This is a genomic window from Enterobacter sp. AN-K1 (assembly GCF_020971765.1).
Taxonomy (GTDB): Bacteria; Pseudomonadota; Gammaproteobacteria; order Enterobacterales; family Enterobacteriaceae; genus Enterobacter; species Enterobacter hormaechei_C.
This window is the reverse complement of sequence record NZ_CP087390.1, coordinates 2,868,263-2,891,190: the sequence shown is the minus strand read 5'-3', so window position 1 is coordinate 2,891,190 and position 22,928 is coordinate 2,868,263. Positions and strand designations below refer to the sequence as shown.

Genomic DNA, 22,928 nt, shown 5'->3' with positions numbered 1-22,928 from the left:
ATGGGTAAATTAGCGTTAGCGGCAAAAATCACACACGTTCCGTCAATGTATCTCTCTGAACTGCCGGGCAAAAACCACGGCTGCCGCCAGTCGGCCATCGACGGGCATAAAGAGATCAGCAAGCGCTGCCGCGAGCTGGGCGTGGACACCATTATCGTCTTCGACACCCACTGGCTGGTGAACAGCGCGTATCACATCAACTGCGCGGACCATTTTTCGGGCGTCTACACCAGCAACGAGCTGCCGCATTTTATTCGCGACATGACCTACGACTACGACGGCAACCCGGAACTCGGCCAGCTGATTGCCGACGAAGCGGTGAAGCTTGGCGTTCGCGCCAAGGCGCACAACATCCCGAGCCTGAAGCTGGAGTACGGCACGCTGGTGCCGATGCGCTACATGAACGCGGATAAGCACTTCAAAGTGGTCTCCATCTCGGCGTTCTGCACGGTTCACGACTTCGCCGACAGCCGCAGGCTGGGCGAGGCCATCATCAGTGCCATCGAAAAATACGACGGCACCGTGGCGGTGCTTGCCAGCGGCTCGCTCTCGCACCGCTTTATCGACGACCAGCGCGCGGAGGAAGGGATGAACAGCTACACCCGCGAGTTTGACCGTCAGATGGACGAGCGCGTGGTGAAGCTGTGGCGCGAGGGTCAGTTCAAGGAGTTTTGCAGCATGCTGCCGGAGTACGCCGACTACTGCTACGGCGAGGGCAATATGCACGACACGGTGATGCTGCTGGGGATGCTCGGCTGGGACAAATACGACGGTAAGGTGGAGTTTCTCACCGAGCTGTTCGCCAGCTCCGGCACCGGCCAGGTCAACGCCGTTTTCCCGCTGCCCGCGTAAGGAGCCGCCATGCCGCACTTTATTGCTGAATGTACCGACAACATCCGCGAGCAGGCCGACCTGCCAGGGCTGTTCGCCAAAGTGAACGAGGCGCTCGCCGCCACGGGCATCTTCCCCATCGGCGGTATCCGCAGCCGCGCCCACTGGCTGGACACCTGGCAGATGGCAGACGGTAAGCACGATTACGCCTTTGTGCATATGACGCTGAAGATCGGCGCGGGGCGCAGCCTGGAAAGCCGGAAAGAGGTCGGTGAAATGCTGTTTGCGCTGATCAAAACGCACTTCGCGGAGCTAATGGCGGGCCGTTATCTGGCGCTCTCTTTCGCCATGGAAGAACTCGATCCGACGCTGAACTACAAACAAAACAACGTGCACGCGTTGTTTAAGTAGACATCTTTTTCGCCCGGTGGCGCTTCGCTTACCGGGCCTACAACGGCTCGAACGTAGGCCGGGTAAGCGAAGCGCCACCCGGCAACAGCCGCACAAAGGATACGCCATGCTCGACAAACACACCCATACCCTGATCGCCCACCGCCTGCATCAGGCGGAACAATCCCGGGAGCAGATCCGCGCGATCTCGCTGGAGTACCCGGAGATCACCATTGAAGACGCCTACGCCGTCCAGCGCGAATGGGTGAGCCTGAAAATCGCCGAAGGCCGCGTGCTGAAAGGCCACAAGATCGGCCTCACCTCCAAAGCGATGCAGGCCAGCTCGCAGATCAGCGAGCCGGACTACGGCGCGCTGCTGGACGATATGTTCTTCCACGACAGCAGCGACATCCCCGTGGATCGCTTTATCGTCCCGCGCATCGAAGTGGAGCTGGCCTTCGTGCTGGCAAAACCGCTGCGCGGCCCGAACTGCACGATCTTCGACGTCTACAACGCCACGGATTACGTCATCCCCGCCCTGGAGCTGATCGACGCCCGCTGCCATAACGTTGACCCGGAAACCCAGCGCCCGCGCAAGGTGTTCGACACCATCTCCGATAACGCCGCCAACGCGGGCGTGATCCTCGGCGGCCGCCCGATTAAACCCGACGAGCTGGATCTGCGCTGGATCTCCGCCCTGCTCTACCGCAACGGTGTGATCGAAGAGACCGGGGTCGCCGCAGGCGTGCTTAACCACCCGGCAAACGGCGTGGCGTGGCTGGCGAACAAACTCGCGCCATACGACGTGCAGCTTGAGCCAGGCCAGATCATCCTCGGCGGCTCGTTTACCCGCCCGGTTGCCGCCAGCAGAGGCGACACCTTCCACGTCGACTACGGCAACATGGGCTCCATCAGTTGCCGCTTTGTGTAGGAGTGCACCATGGAAAACGCATTTAAGACCGCGCTGAAAGCCGGAAAGCCGCAAATCGGCCTGTGGCTGGGGCTGACCAGCAGCTACAGCGCTGAGCTACTGGCCGGGGCCGGTTTTGACTGGTTGCTGATCGACGGAGAGCACGCGCCGAACAGCGTGCAAACCATCCTGACTCAGCTACAGGCCATCGCCCCTTATCCCAGCCAGCCGGTGGTGCGCCCGTCGTGGAACGATCCGGTGCAGATCAAGCAGTTGCTGGACGTGGGGGCGCAAACCCTGCTGGTGCCGATGGTGCAAAACGCCGACGAAGCCCGTCTGGCGGTCAGCGCCACCCGCTATCCGCCTGCCGGCATTCGCGGCGTCGGCAGCGCGCTGGCGCGGGCGTCGCGCTGGAACCGCATCCCGGAGTATCTGCATCACGCTAACGACGCCATGTGCGTGCTGGTGCAAATCGAAACCCGCGAGGCGCTGAAAAACCTGCCGCAGATCCTGGACGTGGAAGGGGTGGACGGCGTGTTTATCGGCCCGGCGGATCTGAGCGCCGACATGGGCTTCGCCGGCAATCCGCAGCACCCGGAGGTGCAGGACGCCATTGAAAAGGCGATCGCGCAGATCCTCAGCGCGGGCAAAGCGCCCGGCATCCTGATGGCGAATGAACAGCTGGCAAAACGCTATCTCAACCTCGGCGCGTTGTTTGTCGCGGTCGGCGTGGATACCACCCTGCTCGCCCGCAGCGCCGAAGCGCTGGCGGCCCGCTTTACCGACGTCACCACAGCAGTTGATAACAATAAATCCGTCTACTAAACGTACGATGTGGAGCGCAACATGACGACCTCAACCCTGCATAATAAAGCTGTTGAACATCGCGTTATTAATAAGCTGTTCCGTCGTTTGATCGTGTTTCTTTTTATCCTGTTTGTTTTCTCGTTTCTCGATCGCATCAACATCGGCTTTGCCGGGCTGACGATGGGCAAAGATCTGGGCCTCACGTCGACCATGTTTGGCCTGGCCGCGACGCTGTTTTACGTGACCTACGTGCTGTGCGGGATCCCCAGCAACATCATGCTGGCGAAGGTCGGCGCCCGCCGCTGGATCGCCGGGATCATGGTGGTGTGGGGCATCGCCTCTACCTGCACCATGTTCGCCACCAGCCCCGAAACGCTTTATGTCCTGCGCATGCTGGTGGGCATTGCCGAAGCCGGTTTCCTGCCGGGCATTCTGGTCTATCTCACCTGGTGGTTCCCGGCGTATCACCGCGCCCGCGCCAACGCGCTGTTTATGATCGCCATGCCGGTGACCATGATGCTCGGTTCGATCCTCTCCGGGTACATTCTGGCGATGGACGGGCTGTGGAACCTGAAGGGCTGGCAGTGGCTGTTCCTGCTGGAGGGGCTGCCGTCGGTGGTGCTCGGCGTGGTGACCTGGTTCTACCTTAACGACACCCCGGATCAGGCCACCTGGCTGGATGATGACGAAAAGCAGGCACTCAAAACGATGATCGCTCGCGAGCAGGAGCTGGCCATTGCGCACGTCGCCACGCCGCGATCGACGCTGCGCGAGGTGCTGACGCCCGCCGTGCTGCTCTACACGCTGGCCTACTTCTGCCTGACGAATACGCTGAGCGCGATCAACATCTGGACGCCGCAGATCCTGCAAAGCTTCAACACCGGCAGCAGCAATATCGTGATTGGCTTGCTGGCGGCGATCCCGCAGTTTTGCACCATCCTCGGGATGATCTGGTGGAGCCGCCGCTCCGACAGGCTGAAAGAGCGAAAAAAGCACACCATCCTGCCGTATCTGTTTGCCGCGGCGGGATGGATGCTGGCCTCGGCGACCGATCACAGCCTGATCCAGCTGCTTGGCATCATCATGGCCTCAACCGGATCGTTTACCGCCATGGCGATATTCTGGACCACGCCGGATCAGGTTATTAGCCTGCAATCCCGCGCGGTGGCGCTGGCGGTGATCAACGCCATCGGCAACGTCGGGTCTGCCGTCAGCCCATTGCTGATAGGTATTTTGCGCGACGCGACCGGCAGCTTCAGCTCGGGGCTGTGGTTCGTGGCGGGTCTGCTGGTGGTGGGCGCGCTGGTGCTGACGCGCATTCCGATGACGCAGCGGGATCAACAGAGGAATGATCATGTGCCAGAGCCCCATCGCCAACATTGATATCAGCAAGGATTACGACGAAAGTCTGGGCACCGACGATGTGCACTACCAGTCGTTTGCCCGCATGGCGGCCTTTTTTGGCCGCGACATGCAGGCGCACCGCCACGACCAGTATTTTCAGATGCATTTTCTCGACACCGGGCAGATTGAGCTCCAGCTCGACGACCACCGTTACTCGGTGCAGGCGCCGCTGTTTGTGCTGACGCCGCCGTCGGTGCCGCACGCGTTTATCACCGAATCCGACAGCGACGGCCACGTACTGACGGTGCGCGAGGATCTCATCTGGCCGCTGTTAGAAGTGCTCTACCCCGGCACGCGGGAAGCGTTCGGCCTGCCGGGGATCTGCCTGTCGCTTGCCGACAAGCCGGACGAACTGGCGGCGCTGAAGCACTACTGGCAGCTGATTGCCCGGGAATCCACGGAACAACTGCCCGGTCGCGAGCATACGCTGGCCCTGCTGGCCCAGGCCGTTTTTACCCTGCTGCTGCGCAACGCGAAGCTCGACGACCACGCGTCAGGCGGCATGCGCGGTGAGCTGAAGCTGTTTCAGCGCTTTAACCAGCTGACAGATGCTCATTACCACGAGCACTGGACGGTGCCGGAATACGCCAGCGAACTGCATCTCACCGAATCCCGCCTGACCGATATCTGCCGCCGCTTTGCCAACCGCTCGCCGAAACGGCTGATCTTCGACCGCCAGCTGCGGGAAGCCAGACGTTTGCTGCTGTTTTCCGACAGCACCGTGAGCGAAATTGCCTGGCAGCTGGGGTTTAAAGATCCGGCCTATTTCGCCCGTTTTTTTAACCGACTGACGGGGTGCTCACCCAGCGCGTACCGGGCGCAGAAAGTACCGGTATCGCCTGTTCCCCTCACCCCTGCCCTCTCCCAAAGGGAGAGGGAGTAACCGTCCCCTCTCCCTTTGGGAGAGGGTTAGGGTGAGGGAAATCACACTCTGCGATCTCTCGCGAAAAGTACCTGCCGTTGTCCCAATCGTCCCTTCACGTTCCGCCCCTCTCAAGCTTCAATTAAACAACAAAAACAAAACATAAATTTAACAATCATCTTCCGATACGAGGTCCCTATGAAGCCTGAAGATTTCCGCGCTGATGCCAAACGTCCGTTAACCGGTGAAGAGTATTTAAAAAGCCTGCAAGATGGCCGTGAGATTTATATCTACGGCGAGCGCGTTAAGGACGTCACTACCCACCCGGCATTTCGTAATGCGGCGGCGTCCATCGCCCAGATGTACGATGCCCTGCACAAGCCAGACATGCAGGATACCCTCTGCTGGGGCACCGACACCGGCAGCGGCGGCTACACCCATAAATTCTTCCGCGTGGCGAAAAGCGCCGACGATCTGCGCCAGCAGCGTGACGCCATCGCCGAGTGGTCGCGCCTGAGCTACGGCTGGATGGGGCGTACGCCGGACTACAAAGCCGCGTTCGGCTGCGCGCTCGGGGCTAACCCTGCCTTCTACGGTCAGTTCGAGCAGAATGCCCGCAACTGGTACACCCGTATTCAGGAAACTGGCCTGTACTTTAACCACGCCATCGTCAACCCGCCGATCGATCGCCATAAACCGGCGGACGAGGTGAAAGACGTTTACATCAAGCTGGAGAAAGAGACCGACGCCGGGATCATCGTCAGCGGCGCGAAAGTGGTGGCCACCAACTCGGCATTGACCCACTACAACATGATCGGTTTTGGTTCTGCGCAGGTGATGGGCGAAAACCCGGACTTCGCGCTGATGTTCGTCGCGCCGATGGATGCCGAAGGGGTGAAGCTGATCTCCCGCGCCTCATACGAGATGGTGGCAGGGGCGACAGGCTCTCCGTACGACTACCCGCTCTCCAGCCGCTTTGATGAGAACGACGCCATTCTGGTAATGGATCATGTGCTGATCCCGTGGGAAAACGTGCTGATCTACCGTGATTTCGACCGCTGCCGTCGCTGGACGATGGAAGGTGGCTTCGCCCGCATGTACCCGCTTCAGGCCTGCGTGCGTCTGGCAGTGAAGCTCGACTTCATCACCGCTCTGCTGAAGAAGTCGCTGGAGTGTACCGGCACCCTCGAGTTCCGCGGCGTGCAGGCGGATCTCGGCGAAGTGGTGGCATGGCGCAACATGTTCTGGGCGCTGAGCGACTCCATGTGCTCCGAAGCCACTCCGTGGGTAAACGGCGCGTATCTGCCTGACCACGCGGCGTTACAGACCTACCGCGTGATGGCGCCAATGGCCTATGCGAAGATCAAGAACATCATCGAACGTAACGTGACCTCCGGGCTGATCTACCTGCCGTCCAGCGCGCGGGACCTGAACAACCCGCAGATCGACCAGTACCTGGCGAAGTACGTGCGCGGCTCCAACGGGATGGATCATGTCGAACGCATCAAGATTCTGAAACTGATGTGGGATGCCATCGGCAGCGAGTTTGGCGGACGTCACGAGCTGTACGAAATCAACTACTCCGGTAGCCAGGATGAGGTCCGCCTGCAATGCCTGCGTCAGGCGCAAAGCTCCGGCAACATGGACAAGATGATGGCGATGGTTGACCGCTGCATGTCCGAGTACGACCAGCACGGCTGGACCGTACCGCACCTGCACAACAACACTGATATCAATATGCTGGATAAGCTGCTGAAATAACGCAGCGGGAGGTTTCAATGCAATCTGAAGAACGCCTGCGTTTTCGAGACGCGATGGCCAGCCTGTCGGCGGCGGTGAATGTGGTCACTACCGAGGGCGATGCGGGTCGCTGCGGCATTACCGCCACCGCCGTCTGTTCGGTCACGGACACCCCGCCCTCGGTCATGGTCTGCATCAACGCCAACAGCGCCATGAACCCGGTCTTCCAGGGCAACGGCAAACTGTGCGTCAACGTGCTGAACCACGAGCAGGAGATCATGGCCCGCCACTTTGCCGGGATGACCGGCATGGCAATGGAGGAGCGCTTTGCTCTCTCCTGCTGGCAGAAAGGACCGCTGGCGCAGCCGGTGCTGAAAGGCGCTCTGGCAAGCCTGGAAGGTGAGATAACCCAGGTGCAAACCATCGGCACCCATCTGGTCTACCTTGTAGAGATTAAGAACATCATCCTCAGCAGCGAGGGGCACGGCCTGATCTACTTCAAACGCCGTTTCCACCCGGTGATGATGGAGATGGAAGCCGCGATTTGATCCCGTTGCACAAAAAAACGCTAAGGTTTCCGCAAAGGTGCGCCGTTAACTATCCATAAGATAAATTTTCCGGGGCGGCTGGCAACGTCGTCAGCCGCCCCCTTAACGCTGGAAAGTCTTATGGCCCCTTCACCCCGAAGCCGCTCGGCTGAACGTCTGGTTGAAATCATTATTGCCCTGCATCGCAACGGAAGCGTTAATCGCCGCGATCTGATGCAAAAATTTGGCATTACCGAACGCACGGTGTACCGCGATTTACAGGCGCTTTCCCCGATTATTGAACACGACGGCAAAGGGCGCTATCAGCTGCTGCCCGCGTATCAGCCCTGCCGCTGCGTACACTACCCTGAAGCGAACGACAAAAGTCCACAGGGCTAGATTATTCTCAGTGATCTCAATCACATATTTTCTCCCACCGGGGGTGAGCCTTAACCACTCACCCTCGCTTTTGACCGCTCACGCATCGCTTTCAACCACTCACCCATTTACCGTGCTTTACACGCTCGAGGATCTGGCACGATCGCTCCAGCATTAATCAATACCTCCTCACAACGAACCCTGACCCTTTTTTCTTTACATAAAAAACCAGGTCTTATTATGGATACTAAAAAACTACTTAAGCACGTGCCCTGGGCCATCCTCGGGATCATCGGTGCTTTCTGTCTGGCGGTTGTCGCATTACGCCGGGGCGAGCACGTCAGCGCCCTGTGGATCGTGGTCGCGTCGGTTTCCGTCTACCTTGTGGCTTATCGCTACTACAGCTTGTACATCGCGCAGAAGGTTATGAAGCTCGACCCGACGCGCGCCACCCCGGCGGTTATTAACAACGACGGCCTGAACTACGTGCCAACCAACCGTTACGTGCTGTTTGGTCACCACTTCGCCGCCATTGCAGGCGCGGGTCCGCTGGTCGGTCCGGTGCTGGCTGCGCAGATGGGCTACCTGCCGGGTACGCTCTGGCTGCTGGCGGGCGTGGTGCTGGCGGGAGCGGTGCAGGACTTTATGGTGCTGTTTATCTCCTCGCGCCGTAACGGTTCGTCGCTGGGCGAGATGATCAAAGAGGAGATGGGCCGCGTGCCAGGCACGATCGCCCTGTTCGGCTGCTTCCTGATCATGATCATCATCCTGGCGGTGCTGGCCCTGATCGTGGTGAAAGCGCTGGCCGAAAGTCCGTGGGGCGTCTTCACCGTCTGCTCTACCGTACCGATTGCGCTGTTCATGGGCATCTACATGCGCTTCCTGCGCCCTGGCCGCGTTGGCGAGGTGTCTGTCATCGGTATCGTGCTGCTGGTCGCCTCCATCTACTTCGGCGGCGTGATTGCGCACGACCCGTACTGGGGTCCGGCGCTGACCTTTAAAGACACCACCATCACCTTCGCGCTGATCGGCTACGCATTCATCTCAGCGCTGCTGCCGGTGTGGCTGATTCTGGCTCCGCGTGACTACCTGGCGACCTTCCTGAAAATCGGCGTTATCGTCGGGCTGGCCATTGGTATTGTGATCATCAACCCGGAGCTGAAAATGCCGGCGGTGACGCAGTACATTGACGGTACCGGTCCGCTGTGGAAAGGCGCCCTGTTCCCGTTCCTGTTTATCACCATTGCCTGCGGTGCCGTGTCTGGCTTCCACGCGCTGATCGCCTCCGGCACCACGCCGAAGCTGATGGCCAACGAAACCGACGCGCGCTTCATCGGTTACGGCGCGATGCTGATGGAATCCTTCGTGGCGATCATGGCGCTGGTTGCGGCGTCGATTATCGAGCCTGGCCTGTACTTTGCGATGAACACCCCGCCGGCGGGTCTCGGCATTACCATGCCAAACCTGCATGAGATGGGCGGCGAAAATACCGCGCTGATCCTGGCACAGCTGAAAGACGCCAGCGCACACGCGGCGGCGACCGTCAGCTCCTGGGGCTTCGTGATTTCGCCTGAGCAGATCATGCAGACCGCGAAAGACATCGGCGAACCGTCCGTGCTGAACCGCGCAGGTGGCGCGCCAACGCTGGCGGTGGGTATCGCACACGTGTTCCACAAAGTGCTGCCGTGGGCGGACATGGGCTTCTGGTACCACTTCGGTATTCTGTTTGAAGCGCTGTTCATCCTCACCGCGCTGGATGCCGGTACGCGTGCAGGCCGCTTCATGTTGCAGGATCTGCTGGGTAACTTCGTGCCATTCCTGAAGAAAACCGACTCGCTGGTGGCCGGCGTTCTGGGCACTGCGGGCTGCGTAGGCCTGTGGGGTTATCTGCTGTATCAGGGCGTTGTTGACCCGCTGGGCGGCGTGAAGAGCCTGTGGCCGCTGTTCGGTATCTCTAACCAGATGCTGGCGGCTGTGGCCCTGGTGCTGGGTACCGTTGTCCTCGTGAAGATGAAACGCACCAAATACATCTGGGTCACCGTGGTGCCTGCGCTGTGGCTGCTGCTCTGCACTACCTGGGCGCTGGGTCTGAAACTGTTCAGCACCAACCCGCAGCTGGAAGGCTTCTTCTTCATGGCTAACCAGTACAAAGAGAAGATTGCCGCAGGCGGCGCGGATCTGACCGCGCAGCAGATTGCCAACATGAACCATATCGTGGTGAACAACTACACCAACGCGGGTCTGAGCATTCTGTTCCTGGTGGTGGTGTACAGCATTATCTTCTACGGCATCAAAACCTGGATGAAAGTGCGTAACGTTGAGGGCCGTACGGACAAAGAAACCCCGTACGTACCGGTGCCAGAAGGCGGCGTGAAGACTTCTTCACACCATTAATAAAATGGCGGGTGGCGCTGCGCTGACCCGCCCTACAACGGTACTGTAGGCCCGGTAAGCGTAGCGCCACCGGGCTTTTTCTTATCAGGACACGTTATGTTTGGTAACTTAGGTGAAGCGAAAAAATACCTTGGTCAGGCGGCGAAAATGCTGATTGGCATTCCGGACTATGACAACTACGTTGAGCATATGAAGACCAACCATCCGGATAAGCCGTACATGACCTACACTGAATTCTTCCGCGAGCGTCAGGAAGCGCGCTACGGCGGAAGTGGAGAAGGCGGCGTCCGCTGCTGCTAAAGGAGAAACCATGACCCCGATTGCCGTTACCCTGCTGACCGGTTTCCTCGGCGCCGGTAAAACCACCCTGCTGCGCCACATCCTGAATGAACAGCACGGCTTCAAAATCGCCGTCATCGAAAACGAATTTGGCGAAGTCTCCGTTGACGATCAGCTGATTGGCGACCGCGCCACGCAGATCAAAACCCTGACCAACGGCTGCATCTGCTGCACCCGCTCTAACGAATTAGAAGACGCCCTGCTGGACCTGCTCGACAGCCGCGATCGCGGTGCCATCGACTTTGACCGTCTGGTGATCGAGTGCACCGGCATGGCCGACCCCGGCCCGATTATTCAGACCTTTTTCTCCCACGAGATCCTCTGCCAGCGCTACCTGCTGGACGGCGTGATTGCCCTGGTCGATGCGGTCCATGCCGACGAGCAGATGAACCAGTTCACCATCGCCCAGTCTCAGGTTGGCTACGCCGACCGCATCCTGCTGACCAAAACCGACGTGGCGGGCGAAAGCGAAAAACTGCGCGAGCGCCTGACGCGCATCAACTCGCGTGCGCCCATTTACACGGTGACGCACGGCGATATCGATCTCGCCCAGCTGTTCAACACCAACGGCTTTATGCTGGAAGAGAGCGTCACCGCGAAACCGCGCTTCCACTTTATGTCCGACAAGCAAAACGACGTGGCGTCGATTGTGGTGGAGCTGGATTATCCGGTAGACATCAGCGAGGTCTCCCGCGTGATGGAGAACCTGCTGCTGTCGTTTGCCGACAAGCTGCTGCGCTATAAAGGGATGCTGTGGATCGACGGCGAGCCGAACCGCCTGCTGTTCCAGGGCGTGCAGCGCCTGTACAGCGCCGACTGGGATCGCCCGTGGGGCGATGAAGCGCCGCACAGCGTGATGGTGTTTATTGGAATACAGCTGCCGGAAGAAGAAATTCGGACAGCGTTTGCGGGGCTGAAGAAATAACCGCACCGATTATCCCCTCTCCCCCGCGGGGAGAGGGTCAGGGTGAGGGGTAAGTGGCTCAGCCCTGGTTCAACGCCTCCGGCAGCGTCACAATCCACAGCTCGCTGTCGGATTCCGGTTTCTTCAACGGCTTCACGCTGAGGGTGGTTTCAACCGGTTTGTCATCCAGCGTCAGCGCCCCCTGCGCGTTTACCCGATAATCCTTGAGCTTCTTGCCTTCGACTGGCTTCTGCATCGCCACCTTCACGCCAAAGTCATTATCGTTCGCCACTGCCAGCGTTTTACTGTCAATCAGCGCCAGTCCTTCGGCCTTTTCCTGCTGCCAGCCCAGCGCACGCAGATCGACTAACTGCGTTTTTTCCGCAAGGGTGATGCCGCGCTGCGCCAGCGTTTTCTCATCATCAAACTCCGGGTATTCGCCCGGCCTGTCGAAGGCAGCCAGATCGCTCGCCTTGCTCAGATCCACCCTGTAGATGAGGTTACGCATTGCGTCATTTTTATCCTCACCCTGTTCTATCAGCAGGATGGTGTGGTTATCCAGCGCCACTATGTCGCCGATTTTGGCGTCGCTGTTTTTGCTGTAGGCCGCGCTGTCGACAGGGTAGCCGTACATCGCGGTTTTCCCGGTCGCCGGATCGAAGCTGACCAGACGCGTAAACAGCGCCTGTTTTTTGCTCTTCCCGTCGATATCCAGCGTGCTTTGCACGGCGGCGATAATGCGTCCGTCCGGCATGCGGGTCAGCCCTTCGAAGCCCCGGTTTGCCTGACGCCATTTGATAACGTTTGGCAGACCACCCGCGATGGACTTCTCCCCTTCCGTCGCCTGCGGGCCGTGGATCGCGAGGATTTTCCCTTTCCCGTCGATGTTAATCAGGAACGGGCCATACTCATCGCACAGCCAGTAACCGCCCTTCCCGTCCGGCGTGATGCCTTCCGTATCCAGCCCGCGGTTATCGCCTTTCAGCACTTTTAAGGTGTCGCTTAGCGCGACTTCATTGGTAGATCCAATCACGCCGCTTTGCAGCGGCAGGCCGTTGATCTCGCCTTTATCGTCATGCAGCGGTCGCGCGTCCACGGCCTCCGCTTTGCCGTTTAGCACACGGATCGTCATCAGCTGCGGGGCGAAATCCGGGGTAACAAAGATTTTGGCATCGTTTTTCCCCATTTTTGGCGAGTCCGCGTTAGGACCGCGATCGGTCACGGTCGCAAACGTCAGCGCATCGCCCTGCTTGCCCGTGAATAACAAACCCGAACCCATCCCCACCGGGAGCCCGTTCGGGAATGCGCTGGCAAACGCACCGCTGTATTTGACATGCGCGCCTTCGGGAAAGCTGACGACGTAGCGCTCCGCGGTTGGCTGTGCCGCCAGGCCAGAGAAAGAGAGCGCACAACCGATTAGCACAGGAATAATTTTTCTTTTCATATTGTTAGCATCCAGTAAGTGAAGCCAACAACGTAATGAAGAAACGTGTCAGAAAAATGACATGTAATGGCAACGAAGCGGCGCGTACGGACGTATATCAATCACCAGAAATGTAAACCTCTGTCTTTATCTGTGTCAGCTGAAATACTTTTGGAAATTATTAGAAACCCAATTAATTCATGGCGAAGGACTATTTTCGCCTCGTTCATTTTACGTTTAGCCAGGAATGTAAACTGTCCCTAAACGCGAATGTATTGGACATTGACGATTTGCCATATAAACAATTCATCAACATTTACCATTCAAAAACCCAACACAAACAGCATATAAATGCGAGACCTATCACATTTGCAGTCATAAACATCGCTTGTTAAGGTGCCCTCAGATTAATTTAATGACGAGGAAACACTCATGAAAAAACTTAACATCCTGATCCTTTCTGCTCTGACCGCCGTATCGGGCTCCGCACTGGCCATGGGTGGCAGCATTGAGCAGGGTAAAAACTTTACTAACCTCAATCTGGAAATGGGGAAATCCTCATCCGGCCTGTATGCGGAGAGCAACTGGCTGAAAAACACCGATGACGGTACCCAGACCGGCGGCGTTGGGGCAGGCTACAACCTGGAAGTGGGTCCGGTGATGCTGAACGCTGGCGCGAAAGCCATCTACATCGGCCCGAAAAAAGGCGATAACGGCGTAGCATTCCCGATTGGCGGCGGCGTTAACGTTGCGCTTACGGACAGCATTCACGTGTTTGGTGAAGGTTATGTGGCGCCAGACGGCCTGAACAACAGCGTGAAGAACTATGTTGAAGCTAACGGCGGCGTAAGCTGGACGCCAGTCAAACCTGTCACGCTGAAAGTGGGCTATCGCCACGTGAGCGTAGACGGTAAAGACGGTCGTCCAAACCACACGCTGATCGATGGTGCATATGTAGGCGGTGGAGTGTCCTTCTAAGCCTGTTTGCGCGTTTCGCCCGGCGGCGCTACGCTTGCACGGGCCTACAATGAAGGGTGCAATGTATTAAAATTATTGCACATTGTAGGCCGGGTAAGCGCAGCGCCACCCGGCAAGAAAGGCGATGCGACCGTTAATAAAAAAACCTGCCGGATGGCAGGTTTTTTTATTACCGCATTACTTGCGAACGACCACCAGCTTCTGGTTCACAAACTCTTTGATCCCCAGGTCCGACAGCTCGCGTCCGTAACCCGAACGTTTTACGCCGCCGAACGGCAGCTCTGCCGCAGTGTCGGTGAGCCAGTTGATGTACACCATCCCGGTCTCAATGCGCGACGCCATTTTCTTCGCGCGCTCGATGTTCTGGCTGAACACCGCGCCGCCCAGACCGTAGTGGGAATCGTTAGCCAGTGCGACCGCTTCGTCGTCGCTTTTCACCACGTAAACCTGCGCTACCGGACCGAAGAACTCCTCGAAGTACGCCGGGTTATCGCGCGAGATATGTGTCAGGATCGTCGGCTCAAAGAAGCTTCCGTCACGCTGAACCGGCTTGCCGCCATGGTGCAGCTTCGCGCCATTTTTCACCGCCTCGTTAACCTGTTTAGTTAGCGTCTCCAGCGCGTCTTTGGATGACAAAGGCCCCAGCGTGGTGCTTTCGTCCAGCGGATCGCCAATTTTCACCTGCTTAAACGCCTCGGTGAATTTGCTCAGGAAGGCGTCTGCAATCTTTTCATGCAGGATAAAGCGCTTCGCCGCGGTACAGACCTGCCCGGCATTGTTCAGCCGCGCGTTAACGCCGATCTTCACGGCTTTATCCAGGTCGGCATCGTCCAGCACCACGAACACGTCGTTCCCGCCCAGTTCCAGGGTCGATTTTTTGAGGTGCTTCGCAGCCTGTGCCGCAACCACGCTACCCGCTTTTTCTGAACCGGTCAGCGCCGCCCCCTGTACGCGATCGTCGGCGATGATGTTCGCCACCTGTTCGGACGAGATAAACAGGTTGGTCCACGCCCCTTCCGGCGCGCCCGCTTCACGTACCAGCTGTGCAAAGGTCTCTGCACAGTGCGGCACGATGCTGGCGTGCTTGGCGATCACCGGGTTGCCCGCTGCCAGGTTTGGCGCCAGAACGCGCATCAGCTGATAGTAAGGGAAGTTCCATGGCTCGACGGCCATCAGCACGCCGATGGGGTGATGTTCAACCCATGCTTCCCCGAGTTCAGAGTCATACTTCACCGGGGCCAGGAACTGCTTCGCGTTGTCCGCATAGTAGCGGGCGATTTGCGCGCACAGCTTCACTTCGCCGCGGCTTTGTTCGATGAGCTTACCCATCTCCTGACTGGCGATTTTCGCCAGATCCTCCACGCGTTCGTCGATCAGGTCCGCCAGCTTATGCAGCACCGGCAGGCGCTGGCTTATGTCGCCTTTCGCCCAGTCGGAATGATAGAGCGCATCGGCTGCCTTCAGCGCCGCTTCAACGTCTGCGTCAGTGTGAGAGGGATATTCTTTGATGAGCTGGTTCGTGGCAGGATTTACTGTCTGGTAAGCCATATCGAATCTCCTTGTTTTACCGCTTAGGGTATTAAGGGTAGTCAATCTGACTGGCTTTGAAGGTAAAGTTGGGTATATACGGAGGGTTCTTAACAAGACGCTGCCAGGCGATGCGCAGACATGGTATAAAAAATGCTCATCAATGGAGTTCCTATGACCGATACCCGCCACATCCCCCAGACCTTTAACCGCGCAGCAGGCCTTGAGCTGCGCAGTACGTGGCAAAGCACCCGGGCATATAAACGTCATTGCCATCCACAGCTCTCCATCGGCGCGATTGTGGAAGGCCAGACCTGCTGCGTAAGTCATGGCAATGCGTACGTTCTTGATCCCGGTGATCTTATCGTGATCCCGGCTTATGCCCCGCACAGCTGCAACCCCGTTGCCGGGAAGCCGCGCAGTTACCATATGCTCTATATCGACACCGATCTTCCCCTGGCGCTACAGGTTATTCGCGATCCCACGCTCTTTAAGCACTTTCTTGCCGTTGTCGGGACGATGTCCTCCGCATCCGTGGAGACCCTGCTTTCTGCCCTTCCCCGTTGCGCGGGTGAGATGAATGCACCTCGCTCAACCAGCCAGCAGGTTCAGCAGGCGTTACTCTCCGACCTTACCGCACCGCCTTCCCTTGACGAACTCGCCCAACGATTCTCACTGCGCAAGGAGACGCTGATCCGCACTTTCAGGCAGGATACCGGCCTGACGCCGGGCAGTTTCCTCAACATTTCGCGCGTGGAGTACGCCAAAGCGCGGCTGCGCGCGGGGGATGATATCGCCGACGTGGGCTACCAGAGCGGGTTTGCCGACCAGAGTCATTTTCATAAGACCTTCGTGAATTATACCGCTGCCACGCCGCGCCAGTACGCCACGGGCCGATCAATATCAGACAATAATCAGGATACGTAACGTCGTAAGGTGACCTCAGATTTGTCACTGAGGTCGCTATGGAACTGTTATTTCCCTCCGCCTTTCTTGCCCTGGCGCTGGCGCATTTTGTTGCCCTGTTAAGCCCGGGCCCGGATTTCTTCCTGCTGGTAGGCTACGCCGCCCGCTACCGGCTGCGCGGCAGCGCCGGATTGTGTCTCGGCATCGCAGCAGGTAACGGGTTGTATATCTTACTGGTGATTATCGGCTGGAGCGCGCTGCGCCAGTTTGGGTGGCTGTTTACGCTTATCGAACTGTCCGGCGCGCTGTACCTGCTGTGGATTGGCTCGCATCTTGTGCGCAGCCGCCCGCAGCCGCTGGCGCTGGAAGAAACCCGCCAGCGCTGCCCTTCTCTGCGGAAGCAAATCCTGCTGGGGCTGGGTTCGGCGCTGTTAAATCCCAAAAACGCGTTGTTCTACCTGGCGCTAATGACAGCGTTACTCGGGCCGGACGTCACACTGCTTCAGCAGGCGACCTGCGGCGTCTGGATGGTGATGGTGGTGCTGGTATGGGATCTGGCGCTGATATCGCTGATGGGGTTACCGGCGGTTCAGCGAAAGCTCAGCCGTTCGCTCTGGCTGATAGAGCGCACGGCAGGGGTGGTGTTGATGGGGTTTGGTGGGTGGGTGCTGTGGCGGGTAGTGGCAAATATCCTCTGAGAGAAAAGGCAGCCTGACGCTGCCTGTGTTATTTTTTGTTCTGATCGCGCAGCATCGCCTCGCGCAAAATGGCATTAAGCCGCGTCTGGTAACCTTTCCCTGGCCGTTTAAGCCACTCCATCACGTCGGCGTCAATGCGTACTGATGCCTGAGTTTTGAGCGGTCGATAGAATTTTCCCCGCACGGCACCGGCCCAGCGATCATCCTCCGTGGCCGGTATATCGCTGTAATCAATTTCCCTGTCGGGTTTATCCGCCAGCGCTTTGAGTTCAGCCTCCCGGCGGGCACTCACTTCCGGTGCACTACCGCGTTTATGTTTAACGATGCTCATAACGCCTCCTCTCTTTACGATCCGCTTTACGCGCACTGATGATACGTATGATTTCATCCCCGCTTTCAAAACATACCGTGTGCGCGACCAGAATGACAATAACACCCTGTACAAGACCAATGGTTTGCCAGCGAAACTCCCCGTTTTCATAACGATCCTGAACAGACAAATGGCAGGGATCGTCAAAAACCAGAACTGCATCTTCAAAACGAATGGCGTGTTTTTGCAGATTGCTTTTCGCCTTATTGCTATCCCACTCATACTCTATAGGCATAGTGTACCCTTCCCTGATTGTATATACAAAAAAGCATATACAAACAGAGCAGTATTTGAACAAAAAAGATAATGTTTTGATTTGATTTCTGAAGGAGCATTCCAGAAAGTGAGATGACTGGCCTCGTGCAGCTTTGCACTTTTCCCCCGTATCCCTCTATCCTTAACCCATGGAAAAACATACCGAACTCAAACGCGCCAAGCTTCTCGCGCTGTCGCTGCTGCTGATTGCCGTCGCAGCGTTTATCACCACTCTGTTCCTGCCGCAAACCTTCTGGGTGCGCGGCGTAAAGGCCATTGCCGAAGCGGCGATGGTCGGCGCGCTGGCGGACTGGTTTGCCGTTGTCGCGCTGTTCCGCCGGGTGCCAATTCCCTTTATCTCCCGCCATACGGCGATTATCCCGCGCAATAAAGACCGCATCGGCGACAATCTCGGCCAGTTCGTGCAGGAAAAGTTTCTCGATACGCAATCCCTTGTCGATCTTATCCGTCGCTACGAGCCCGCACAGATGATTGGGACCTGGTTCAGCCAGCCCGATAACGCCCGGCGCGTGGGGCAGCATCTGGTGCAGGTGATGAGCGGTTTTCTGGAACTTACCGACGATGGACGCATTCAGCGCCTGCTCAAACGCGCCGTGCACAAGGCTATCGACAAAGTCGATCTAACCGAGACCAGCGCCGTCATGCTGGAAAGCATGACCAAAAACAACCGTCACCAGGTGCTGCTGGACGCCATCATCAACCGCCTGATTACCCTGATTCAGCGGGAAAGCACGCGGGAATTTATTGCCGACCAGATCGTCCACTGGCTTAAGACCGAGCATCCGCGCAAGGCGATGGTGCTGCCCACCGAGTGGCTGGGCGATCAAAGCGCGGAGATGGTGTCGAACGCGGTGAACACGCTGCTGGACGATATCAGCCACGACCGCACGCACCAGATCCGTCAGGCGTTTGACCGCGCCACGATCAAGTTCATCGACAATCTGAAAAACGATCCGGAGATGACGGCGAAAGCCGAGAATATCAAACACTACCTGAAGAATGACGAGGCCTTTAACCGCTATCTGGGGGAAATGTGGGCTGACCTGCGCCAGTGGCTGAAAAATGACATGCAGAGCGATGATTCCCGCGTGAAGCAGCGTATCGCCAACGCCGGGCTGTGGTTTGGCGAAACGCTGACCAACGACGCCAGCCTGCGGGCGTCGCTGAATGAGCATCTGGAGCAAGCCGCGCACCGCGTGGCGCCGGATTTCGCCGCGTTCCTGACGCGCCATATCAGCGACACGGTGAAAAGCTGGGATGCCAAAGACATGTCACGCCAGATAGAACTCAATATCGGTAAAGATCTTCAGTTCATTCGCGTTAACGGTACCCTGGTGGGCGGAACGATTGGCCTGATCCTGTTTCTGCTCTCGCAGTTGCCCGCCGTGCTGGGGCATTAATCCGCTTTTGGCGGCGCGATAACGTAGCGCGTCGCCTCGAAGCGGTTCAGGATCAGGTGCACCAGAAAGACCATCGTCAGCGTGACCACCAGCGCGAAGGTGACGGAGGTGATGCGGTACAGATCGCTGAACACCAGGTCGCTGTCCGGATGCATGTTCTGCCCGAACATAATGCCGATGGTGGTGATACTGGCGAAGCCTACCCCAGCGCCGACCTTCTCCATTACGTGCAGACGCGCGCCAAACGCCAGTCCAAGGCCAATCAGCGGCATCATTAGCAGCATATGGCTGCTGTGATCGTAGAGGATAAGCTGGACGACAAGGATATAAAGACACCCCAGCACCACGCCGACCACGCGCCAGATGGAGCTGATAACCGATCCGCGATAGTGCATCGGGAACAGGATCAAAATGCCCGCCATCAGCGCCGAAAGCGAATCGCTTAAGTCGCTCATCTGGAACACCACGAAAATCAGCGTCGCCACGGTGCCCGAGAGCAGAGACTCGTGGCGCACGCGGGCGTCATCTTTCTCGATCAGCGGCGGCGGCTTACGCGGCTCCACGTCCGGCAGCAGGTAGTTCATCAGCGCGCTCAGGCACACCGCCATCACGCTCGCTTCGATGTTAGAGAATAAAAGCGTGTGCCAGTTGGTGGTGGGGTAGCTCATAAAGTTGAGCATCACGCTCTGGCAAACCACGCCCATCGAGCCGAACAGGAACAGCGGCCCCTTACTCATAAAGCGAAAACGCATCACGTACAGGGCAAACACCACCAGCGTCATAATGACCGGCCACTGGGACAGATAGCCGATGATAAACACCATTTCGATGCAGTTCAGCGAGGCGCTGAAGATAAACTGCTTCGCCACGTGGCGGTTAAACACCGGCACCAGCGACAGCAGCATGATCGGGTAGACCACAAAAAACACGCCGTAGCTGGTGTTGTAGAAACTCGAAATACTGAGCGCAATCATCCCGGCAAAGACGATACGCAGGGTCTGACGAAAGTCGTTTGCCGTGTAGACGATGTTGCCGTGCGGGGTGAATACCCGCGCCAGGGTGCTAATAGACATAGTGAAGCAGGCTCACCAGATGGATTTGCATCCCGGAGAAGAATCGCGCAAACGGCCCTTCGCTATTGTAGAGCTGCACGGTGGCGCGCGCGCCGGTCGGCAGCGGCTTCGGTAAGGCTTCGTCCAGCGCCACGTGAATGCGCATACGCTGGGCATCACGCACCCAGCGGTTGGAGGTTTCCGGTTCAGAAAGTTGACCGTTTACGGCCTCCTGTCCGGCGAGGATCCCCGCGTCGCTGCTGGTGACGTGGGCACGGAAAACTTGCCCCGGGAAGGCGTCGAACACCACGGCGGCGTCGGTCCCCTGGTGGGTATGCCGCAGGCTCTTCTCGCGGAAATCCGCCACGATATCGATCCGGGTGTTGACCAGCGCCAGCGCTGCCGAACCGGACGAGGCGTAAAAACCGGGGCTTAATTGCAGGTTACTGACCGTGCCGTCCGCCTCGGCGTAGACCTTCGTCCAGCCAAGGTTCAGCTCCGCTTCGTCCAGCGCGTTACGGTATTTTTGCAGCGTCACGTTACGGTGTTCATCCCGCTCGCCGCGCTGAATGCGCAGGTTATGGATATTCGCCTGAATCGAGCTGACGGACTGCTCGCTGCTCTGCCAGGTGGTACGAACCTTATCCAGATCCGCCTGCGACACGTTCTGCAAGGTGCTCAGTTTCTGGTAGCGGTCGAAGGTCACTTTGTCGTTACGCGCCGTCAGCACGGCGGTTTTCAGGCTGGCCTGCGCCGCGGCAATCTGCGCGTCCAGCTGGTCGTTAGACAGACGCGCCTGTTCCAGCGCGATCTGCGCCGCTTCGACCTTATTGCGAAACGGCGTGGCGTCGAGTTCAAACAGCAGATCGCCTTTCTTAACCTGGCTATTGTTGTGGACATGTACCGCCGCCACATACCCGAAGACGCGGGCTGACACCGGGGTCACCACGCGCATCACGGTGGAGTCCGGCGTCAGCGGGATCCAGATATCCGCGACGATAAAGTAGACAAACATCAGCAGGAAAGAGGCAATACTCACCCTTACCCAGCGGGCAAACTTTTGTTCAGGAGTCATTATTTTTCGGTCTTATTATCTTCTTCGCGGATTGTCCGCAAATTGCAGGCGATTTGATTGAGTGTGGCGCTGAAAATATCGATATGTTCCGGCGCGATGTTTTGCGATACGCGCGCCTGATACGTCTCAATCACCTGAGAGAGCCTTTCAAGAATGGCTTTTCCCTCAGGCGTCAGCGTCAGCAGCCGGATACGCTTGTCATACGGCGAGACGGTGCGCAGCAGGTAGCCCTGCTTTTCCAGCTGTGTCAGCGTACGCATTAGCGGAGGCAGTTCAATCCCCTGCACTTCCGCCAGCTCGCTGACCGAGACGTTATCCCCGAGTTGATGAAGCTGCATCATCACCGTCCAGCTCGACTGGGTTAACCCGGTGTCGAGAATGGCGTCGTCGATGACTGCGCGCCACTGACGCACGATCATCGCCATCCGCATGCCCATCGGCCTGCGGCTAAACAGATCTTCTTCACTCATGGGGAATCCTCTCGTAGTACGCCATTACGATAATAGTTATCAGGGTAAGTATCAAGAAACGAGAAGTTAAAGCGCAGGAATTGCGAAACGATGTTCTCCCTCTCCCTGTGGGAGAGGGTCGGGGTGAGGGCATCAGCCCGCAACGGCGTTTAGCGGCTAAAATGCTTCCTGACGGCACTTTTCCCCGAAGCCGTCACCACGACCTCCCTGTACCCCGCCACCCGCTGGATCCAACCTTTGCTTTCCATGTGGATGAGCAGCGCCGCGCCGGCCTCTCCCCCCAGATGAAACCGCCGCTCGCTCCAGTCCAGGCAGGCGCAGCACGCCTTGCGACGGGTATTGGGATTTAACGGAATACCAAGCTTCAGAAACTGCTCGCGGCCATGTAGCGTGAGCGCTGAACCGTCTGCCTCAAGCCAGCCTTCCGCCTGCATGAATTCATAGATATGCACCGCCACCGTTCCGGCAAGATGGTCGTAGCAGGTTCGTGCTTCGCGCAGGGCTTTTGGCGCGGAGGTTTCCGGCGGCGTGATGCGGCTCCAGGAGAGTCCCATCATCTGCTCGACAAGCGCCGCCACGTCGTGTCCCGCCAGGCGATAGTAGCGATGCCGCCCCTGAGACAGGCAGGTAATCAGCTTTCCCTCCACCAGCCGCGCGAGATGCCCACTGGCGGTCGACGGCGCAACGTCTGCCGCCACGCTCAGCTCTGTAGCCGTCCACGCCCGCCCGTCCATCAGAGCACAGAGCATCTTCACGCGCGACGGATCGGCCATTGTAGCCGCTACAGCGGCAATGGCCTGTTCCAGCGCCGCCGCAATTTCACCCTGCTCGCCGGGCCTGTTGTCGAAAATCACATGAACGTCATACATCCGCGTGCCCTCCCGTTTCGGAGCTGTACTCCCGCATCAGCTGCGCCACGCGAATACGGTAGAAAGAAAAAATCGACGCCCGGCCTTCGGCCTGCGCGGCCTGATGGAAGACATTCTGCTTCCAGCGGCGGACGGCCTCTTCATCCCGCCACCAGGAAAGGGACAGGATTTTGCCGTCGGTCGTCAGGCTCTGGAACCGTTCGATATCAATAAAGCCGTCGATATCGGCCAGCAAAGGCTTAAGCTCTGCGGCAAGTTGAAGATAGCGCGCCTGATGCGCCGGTGCAGCTTTAGCTTCGAAAAGGACTGCAATCATGAAGGTCTCTCCGTGTGATGATATGGAGAGAATGCGGGACTAATGGTGTGGATGCTTCGGTATGGAGCGAAGTGTTTGCCGG

25 protein-coding genes are annotated in these 22,928 nt (G+C 58.1%); 16 read left to right on the top strand and 9 right to left on the bottom strand.

Going from position 1 to position 22,928, the window contains the following annotated elements; genetic code table 11:
- The 12 genes from hpaD to yjiA all read left to right on the top strand — a co-directional run bounded on the left by hpaD (position 1) and on the right by yjiA (position 11,507).
- The gene (hpaD, locus tag LOC22_RS13800) at positions 1-852 is read left to right on the top strand and encodes a 3,4-dihydroxyphenylacetate 2,3-dioxygenase (RefSeq protein WP_032661486.1); all 852 of its coding nucleotides are present in this window, start codon (positions 1-3) and stop codon (positions 850-852) included.
- Between the two features lie 9 nt (positions 853-861).
- Positions 862-1,242: a 5-carboxymethyl-2-hydroxymuconate Delta-isomerase gene (locus LOC22_RS13795; RefSeq protein WP_023295876.1), complete on the top strand. Its 381-nt coding sequence runs from the start codon at positions 862-864 to the stop codon at positions 1,240-1,242.
- 106 nt (positions 1,243-1,348) lie between these two features.
- Positions 1,349-2,152, top strand: a complete 804-nt coding sequence (gene hpaH, locus LOC22_RS13790; RefSeq protein ID WP_063927105.1) for a 2-oxo-hept-4-ene-1,7-dioate hydratase — start codon at positions 1,349-1,351, stop codon at positions 2,150-2,152.
- A gap of 9 nt (positions 2,153-2,161) precedes the next feature.
- Positions 2,162-2,956, top strand: a complete 795-nt coding sequence (gene hpaI, locus LOC22_RS13785; RefSeq protein ID WP_230238978.1) for a 4-hydroxy-2-oxoheptanedioate aldolase — start codon at positions 2,162-2,164, stop codon at positions 2,954-2,956.
- Positions 2,957-2,977: 21 nt separating this feature from the next.
- Positions 2,978-4,321: a 4-hydroxyphenylacetate permease gene (gene hpaX / locus LOC22_RS13780; protein WP_063405450.1), complete on the top strand. Its 1,344-nt coding sequence runs from the start codon at positions 2,978-2,980 to the stop codon at positions 4,319-4,321.
- Positions 4,293-5,225: a 4-hydroxyphenylacetate catabolism regulatory protein HpaA gene (gene hpaA, locus LOC22_RS13775; protein ID WP_047052541.1), complete on the top strand. Its 933-nt coding sequence runs from the start codon at positions 4,293-4,295 to the stop codon at positions 5,223-5,225. The genes hpaX and hpaA overlap by 29 nt, the downstream gene beginning before the upstream one ends.
- Positions 5,226-5,402: 177 nt before the next feature.
- A complete protein-coding gene (gene hpaB, locus LOC22_RS13770) occupies positions 5,403-6,965 on the top strand; it encodes a 4-hydroxyphenylacetate 3-monooxygenase, oxygenase component (RefSeq protein ID WP_023295873.1) in 1,563 nt (520 codons plus the stop codon).
- A gap of 17 nt (positions 6,966-6,982) precedes the next feature.
- Positions 6,983-7,492 (top strand): 4-hydroxyphenylacetate 3-monooxygenase reductase subunit, encoded by a 510-nt coding sequence (locus LOC22_RS13765; protein WP_017383854.1) that lies wholly within the window; start codon positions 6,983-6,985, stop codon positions 7,490-7,492.
- Between the two features lie 120 nt (positions 7,493-7,612).
- On the top strand, positions 7,613-7,870 hold the full coding sequence (locus tag LOC22_RS13760; RefSeq protein WP_015572587.1) for an HTH domain-containing protein: 258 nt from the start codon (positions 7,613-7,615) through the stop codon (positions 7,868-7,870).
- A 219-nt stretch (positions 7,871-8,089) separates the two neighbouring features.
- Positions 8,090-10,243, top strand: a complete 2,154-nt coding sequence (locus tag LOC22_RS13755) for a carbon starvation CstA family protein (protein WP_003856608.1) — start codon at positions 8,090-8,092, stop codon at positions 10,241-10,243.
- A 96-nt stretch (positions 10,244-10,339) separates the two neighbouring features.
- Positions 10,340-10,543, top strand: a complete 204-nt coding sequence (locus LOC22_RS13750; RefSeq protein WP_003856610.1) for a YbdD/YjiX family protein — start codon at positions 10,340-10,342, stop codon at positions 10,541-10,543.
- Positions 10,544-10,553: 10 nt separating this feature from the next.
- A complete protein-coding gene (yjiA, locus tag LOC22_RS13745; protein ID WP_230238977.1) occupies positions 10,554-11,507 on the top strand; it encodes a GTPase in 954 nt (317 codons plus the stop codon).
- A gap of 58 nt (positions 11,508-11,565) precedes the next feature.
- Here yjiA and LOC22_RS13740 read toward each other — a convergent pair whose 3' ends face one another.
- On the bottom strand, positions 11,566-12,930 hold the full coding sequence (locus LOC22_RS13740; protein WP_023295871.1) for an esterase-like activity of phytase family protein: 1,365 nt from the start codon (positions 12,928-12,930) through the stop codon (positions 11,566-11,568).
- A gap of 411 nt (positions 12,931-13,341) precedes the next feature.
- Between LOC22_RS13740 and LOC22_RS13735 the strand changes: the two genes are divergently transcribed.
- Complete coding sequence (locus tag LOC22_RS13735) at positions 13,342-13,887, top strand: YfaZ family outer membrane protein (RefSeq protein ID WP_006810254.1); 546 nt, start codon at positions 13,342-13,344, stop codon at positions 13,885-13,887.
- Positions 13,888-14,064: 177 nt separating this feature from the next.
- Here the strand turns inward: LOC22_RS13735 and LOC22_RS13730 are convergent, their stop codons facing one another.
- The gene (locus LOC22_RS13730) at positions 14,065-15,435 is read right to left on the bottom strand and encodes an NAD-dependent succinate-semialdehyde dehydrogenase (protein WP_017694568.1); all 1,371 of its coding nucleotides are present in this window, start codon (positions 15,433-15,435) and stop codon (positions 14,065-14,067) included.
- Positions 15,436-15,588: 153 nt separating this feature from the next.
- On the opposite strand from LOC22_RS13730, the gene LOC22_RS13725 reads away from it, so the two are divergent.
- Together LOC22_RS13725 and LOC22_RS13720 are read left to right on the top strand one after the other, a co-directional pair.
- Positions 15,589-16,341 (top strand): helix-turn-helix domain-containing protein, encoded by a 753-nt coding sequence (locus tag LOC22_RS13725; protein WP_230238976.1) that lies wholly within the window; start codon positions 15,589-15,591, stop codon positions 16,339-16,341.
- A 38-nt stretch (positions 16,342-16,379) separates the two neighbouring features.
- Entirely contained in the window at positions 16,380-17,018 is a 639-nt protein-coding gene (locus LOC22_RS13720) for a LysE family translocator (protein WP_017694569.1), read from the top strand.
- Between the two features lie 28 nt (positions 17,019-17,046).
- Here the strand turns inward: LOC22_RS13720 and LOC22_RS13715 are convergent, their stop codons facing one another.
- Positions 17,047-17,349, bottom strand: coding sequence for a BrnA antitoxin family protein (locus tag LOC22_RS13715; RefSeq protein WP_017694570.1), 303 nt, complete (start codon positions 17,347-17,349; stop codon positions 17,047-17,049).
- Complete coding sequence (locus LOC22_RS13710; RefSeq protein ID WP_230238975.1) at positions 17,336-17,623, bottom strand: BrnT family toxin; 288 nt, start codon at positions 17,621-17,623, stop codon at positions 17,336-17,338. Before LOC22_RS13710 ends, LOC22_RS13715 begins: the two co-directional genes overlap by 14 nt.
- 169 nt (positions 17,624-17,792) lie before the next feature.
- Between LOC22_RS13710 and LOC22_RS13705 the strand changes: the two genes are divergently transcribed.
- Positions 17,793-19,064 carry a DUF445 domain-containing protein gene (locus tag LOC22_RS13705; protein ID WP_015572579.1) on the top strand — a complete coding sequence of 424 codons (1,272 nt, stop codon included), beginning with the start codon at positions 17,793-17,795 and terminating at the stop codon, positions 19,062-19,064.
- Here LOC22_RS13705 and LOC22_RS13700 read toward each other — a convergent pair.
- From LOC22_RS13700 to LOC22_RS13680, 5 genes are all read right to left on the bottom strand, one after another.
- Positions 19,061-20,137 carry a DUF2955 domain-containing protein gene (locus LOC22_RS13700; protein WP_015572578.1) on the bottom strand — a complete coding sequence of 359 codons (1,077 nt, stop codon included), beginning with the start codon at positions 20,135-20,137 and terminating at the stop codon, positions 19,061-19,063. The genes LOC22_RS13705 and LOC22_RS13700 overlap by 4 nt on opposite strands.
- Positions 20,127-21,194: an HlyD family secretion protein gene (locus tag LOC22_RS13695; RefSeq protein ID WP_230239553.1), complete on the bottom strand. Its 1,068-nt coding sequence runs from the start codon at positions 21,192-21,194 to the stop codon at positions 20,127-20,129. Before LOC22_RS13695 ends, LOC22_RS13700 begins: the two co-directional genes overlap by 11 nt.
- Positions 21,191-21,661 carry a MarR family winged helix-turn-helix transcriptional regulator gene (locus LOC22_RS13690; RefSeq protein ID WP_045333472.1) on the bottom strand — a complete coding sequence of 157 codons (471 nt, stop codon included), beginning with the start codon at positions 21,659-21,661 and terminating at the stop codon, positions 21,191-21,193. Before LOC22_RS13690 ends, LOC22_RS13695 begins: the two co-directional genes overlap by 4 nt.
- A 149-nt stretch (positions 21,662-21,810) precedes the next feature.
- Positions 21,811-22,530, bottom strand: coding sequence for an ArsR/SmtB family transcription factor (locus LOC22_RS13685; RefSeq protein ID WP_017383867.1), 720 nt, complete (start codon positions 22,528-22,530; stop codon positions 21,811-21,813).
- The gene (locus tag LOC22_RS13680; protein WP_032652462.1) at positions 22,523-22,846 is read right to left on the bottom strand and encodes an antibiotic biosynthesis monooxygenase family protein; all 324 of its coding nucleotides are present in this window, start codon (positions 22,844-22,846) and stop codon (positions 22,523-22,525) included. The genes LOC22_RS13685 and LOC22_RS13680 overlap by 8 nt, the downstream gene beginning before the upstream one ends.
- Positions 22,847-22,928 lie beyond the last annotated feature (82 nt).

What these genes read in the sequence shown, in the direction of transcription:
- hpaD (WP_032661486.1), top strand. Translation starts at nt 1, where the DNA reads ATGGGTAAATTAGCGTTAGCGGCAAAAATCACACACGTTCCGTCAATG.
- LOC22_RS13795 (WP_023295876.1), top strand. Translation starts at nt 862, where the DNA reads ATGCCGCACTTTATTGCTGAATGTACCGACAACATCCGCGAGCAGGCC.
- hpaH (WP_063927105.1), top strand. Translation starts at nt 1,349, where the DNA reads ATGCTCGACAAACACACCCATACCCTGATCGCCCACCGCCTGCATCAG.
- hpaI (WP_230238978.1), top strand. Translation starts at nt 2,162, where the DNA reads ATGGAAAACGCATTTAAGACCGCGCTGAAAGCCGGAAAGCCGCAAATC.
- hpaX (WP_063405450.1), top strand. Translation starts at nt 2,978, where the DNA reads ATGACGACCTCAACCCTGCATAATAAAGCTGTTGAACATCGCGTTATT.
- hpaA (WP_047052541.1), top strand. Translation starts at nt 4,293, where the DNA reads ATGTGCCAGAGCCCCATCGCCAACATTGATATCAGCAAGGATTACGAC.
- hpaB (WP_023295873.1), top strand. Translation starts at nt 5,403, where the DNA reads ATGAAGCCTGAAGATTTCCGCGCTGATGCCAAACGTCCGTTAACCGGT.
- LOC22_RS13765 (WP_017383854.1), top strand. Translation starts at nt 6,983, where the DNA reads ATGCAATCTGAAGAACGCCTGCGTTTTCGAGACGCGATGGCCAGCCTG.
- LOC22_RS13760 (WP_015572587.1), top strand. Translation starts at nt 7,613, where the DNA reads ATGGCCCCTTCACCCCGAAGCCGCTCGGCTGAACGTCTGGTTGAAATC.
- LOC22_RS13755 (WP_003856608.1), top strand. Translation starts at nt 8,090, where the DNA reads ATGGATACTAAAAAACTACTTAAGCACGTGCCCTGGGCCATCCTCGGG.
- LOC22_RS13750 (WP_003856610.1), top strand. Translation starts at nt 10,340, where the DNA reads ATGTTTGGTAACTTAGGTGAAGCGAAAAAATACCTTGGTCAGGCGGCG.
- yjiA (WP_230238977.1), top strand. Translation starts at nt 10,554, where the DNA reads ATGACCCCGATTGCCGTTACCCTGCTGACCGGTTTCCTCGGCGCCGGT.
- LOC22_RS13740 (WP_023295871.1), bottom strand. Translation starts at nt 12,930, where the DNA reads ATGAAAAGAAAAATTATTCCTGTGCTAATCGGTTGTGCGCTCTCTTTC.
- LOC22_RS13735 (WP_006810254.1), top strand. Translation starts at nt 13,342, where the DNA reads ATGAAAAAACTTAACATCCTGATCCTTTCTGCTCTGACCGCCGTATCG.
- LOC22_RS13730 (WP_017694568.1), bottom strand. Translation starts at nt 15,435, where the DNA reads ATGGCTTACCAGACAGTAAATCCTGCCACGAACCAGCTCATCAAAGAA.
- LOC22_RS13725 (WP_230238976.1), top strand. Translation starts at nt 15,589, where the DNA reads ATGACCGATACCCGCCACATCCCCCAGACCTTTAACCGCGCAGCAGGC.
- LOC22_RS13720 (WP_017694569.1), top strand. Translation starts at nt 16,380, where the DNA reads ATGGAACTGTTATTTCCCTCCGCCTTTCTTGCCCTGGCGCTGGCGCAT.
- LOC22_RS13715 (WP_017694570.1), bottom strand. Translation starts at nt 17,349, where the DNA reads ATGAGCATCGTTAAACATAAACGCGGTAGTGCACCGGAAGTGAGTGCC.
- LOC22_RS13710 (WP_230238975.1), bottom strand. Translation starts at nt 17,623, where the DNA reads ATGCCTATAGAGTATGAGTGGGATAGCAATAAGGCGAAAAGCAATCTG.
- LOC22_RS13705 (WP_015572579.1), top strand. Translation starts at nt 17,793, where the DNA reads ATGGAAAAACATACCGAACTCAAACGCGCCAAGCTTCTCGCGCTGTCG.
- LOC22_RS13700 (WP_015572578.1), bottom strand. Translation starts at nt 20,137, where the DNA reads ATGTCTATTAGCACCCTGGCGCGGGTATTCACCCCGCACGGCAACATC.
- LOC22_RS13690 (WP_045333472.1), bottom strand. Translation starts at nt 21,661, where the DNA reads ATGAGTGAAGAAGATCTGTTTAGCCGCAGGCCGATGGGCATGCGGATG.
- LOC22_RS13685 (WP_017383867.1), bottom strand. Translation starts at nt 22,530, where the DNA reads ATGTATGACGTTCATGTGATTTTCGACAACAGGCCCGGCGAGCAGGGT.
- LOC22_RS13680 (WP_032652462.1), bottom strand. Translation starts at nt 22,846, where the DNA reads ATGATTGCAGTCCTTTTCGAAGCTAAAGCTGCACCGGCGCATCAGGCG.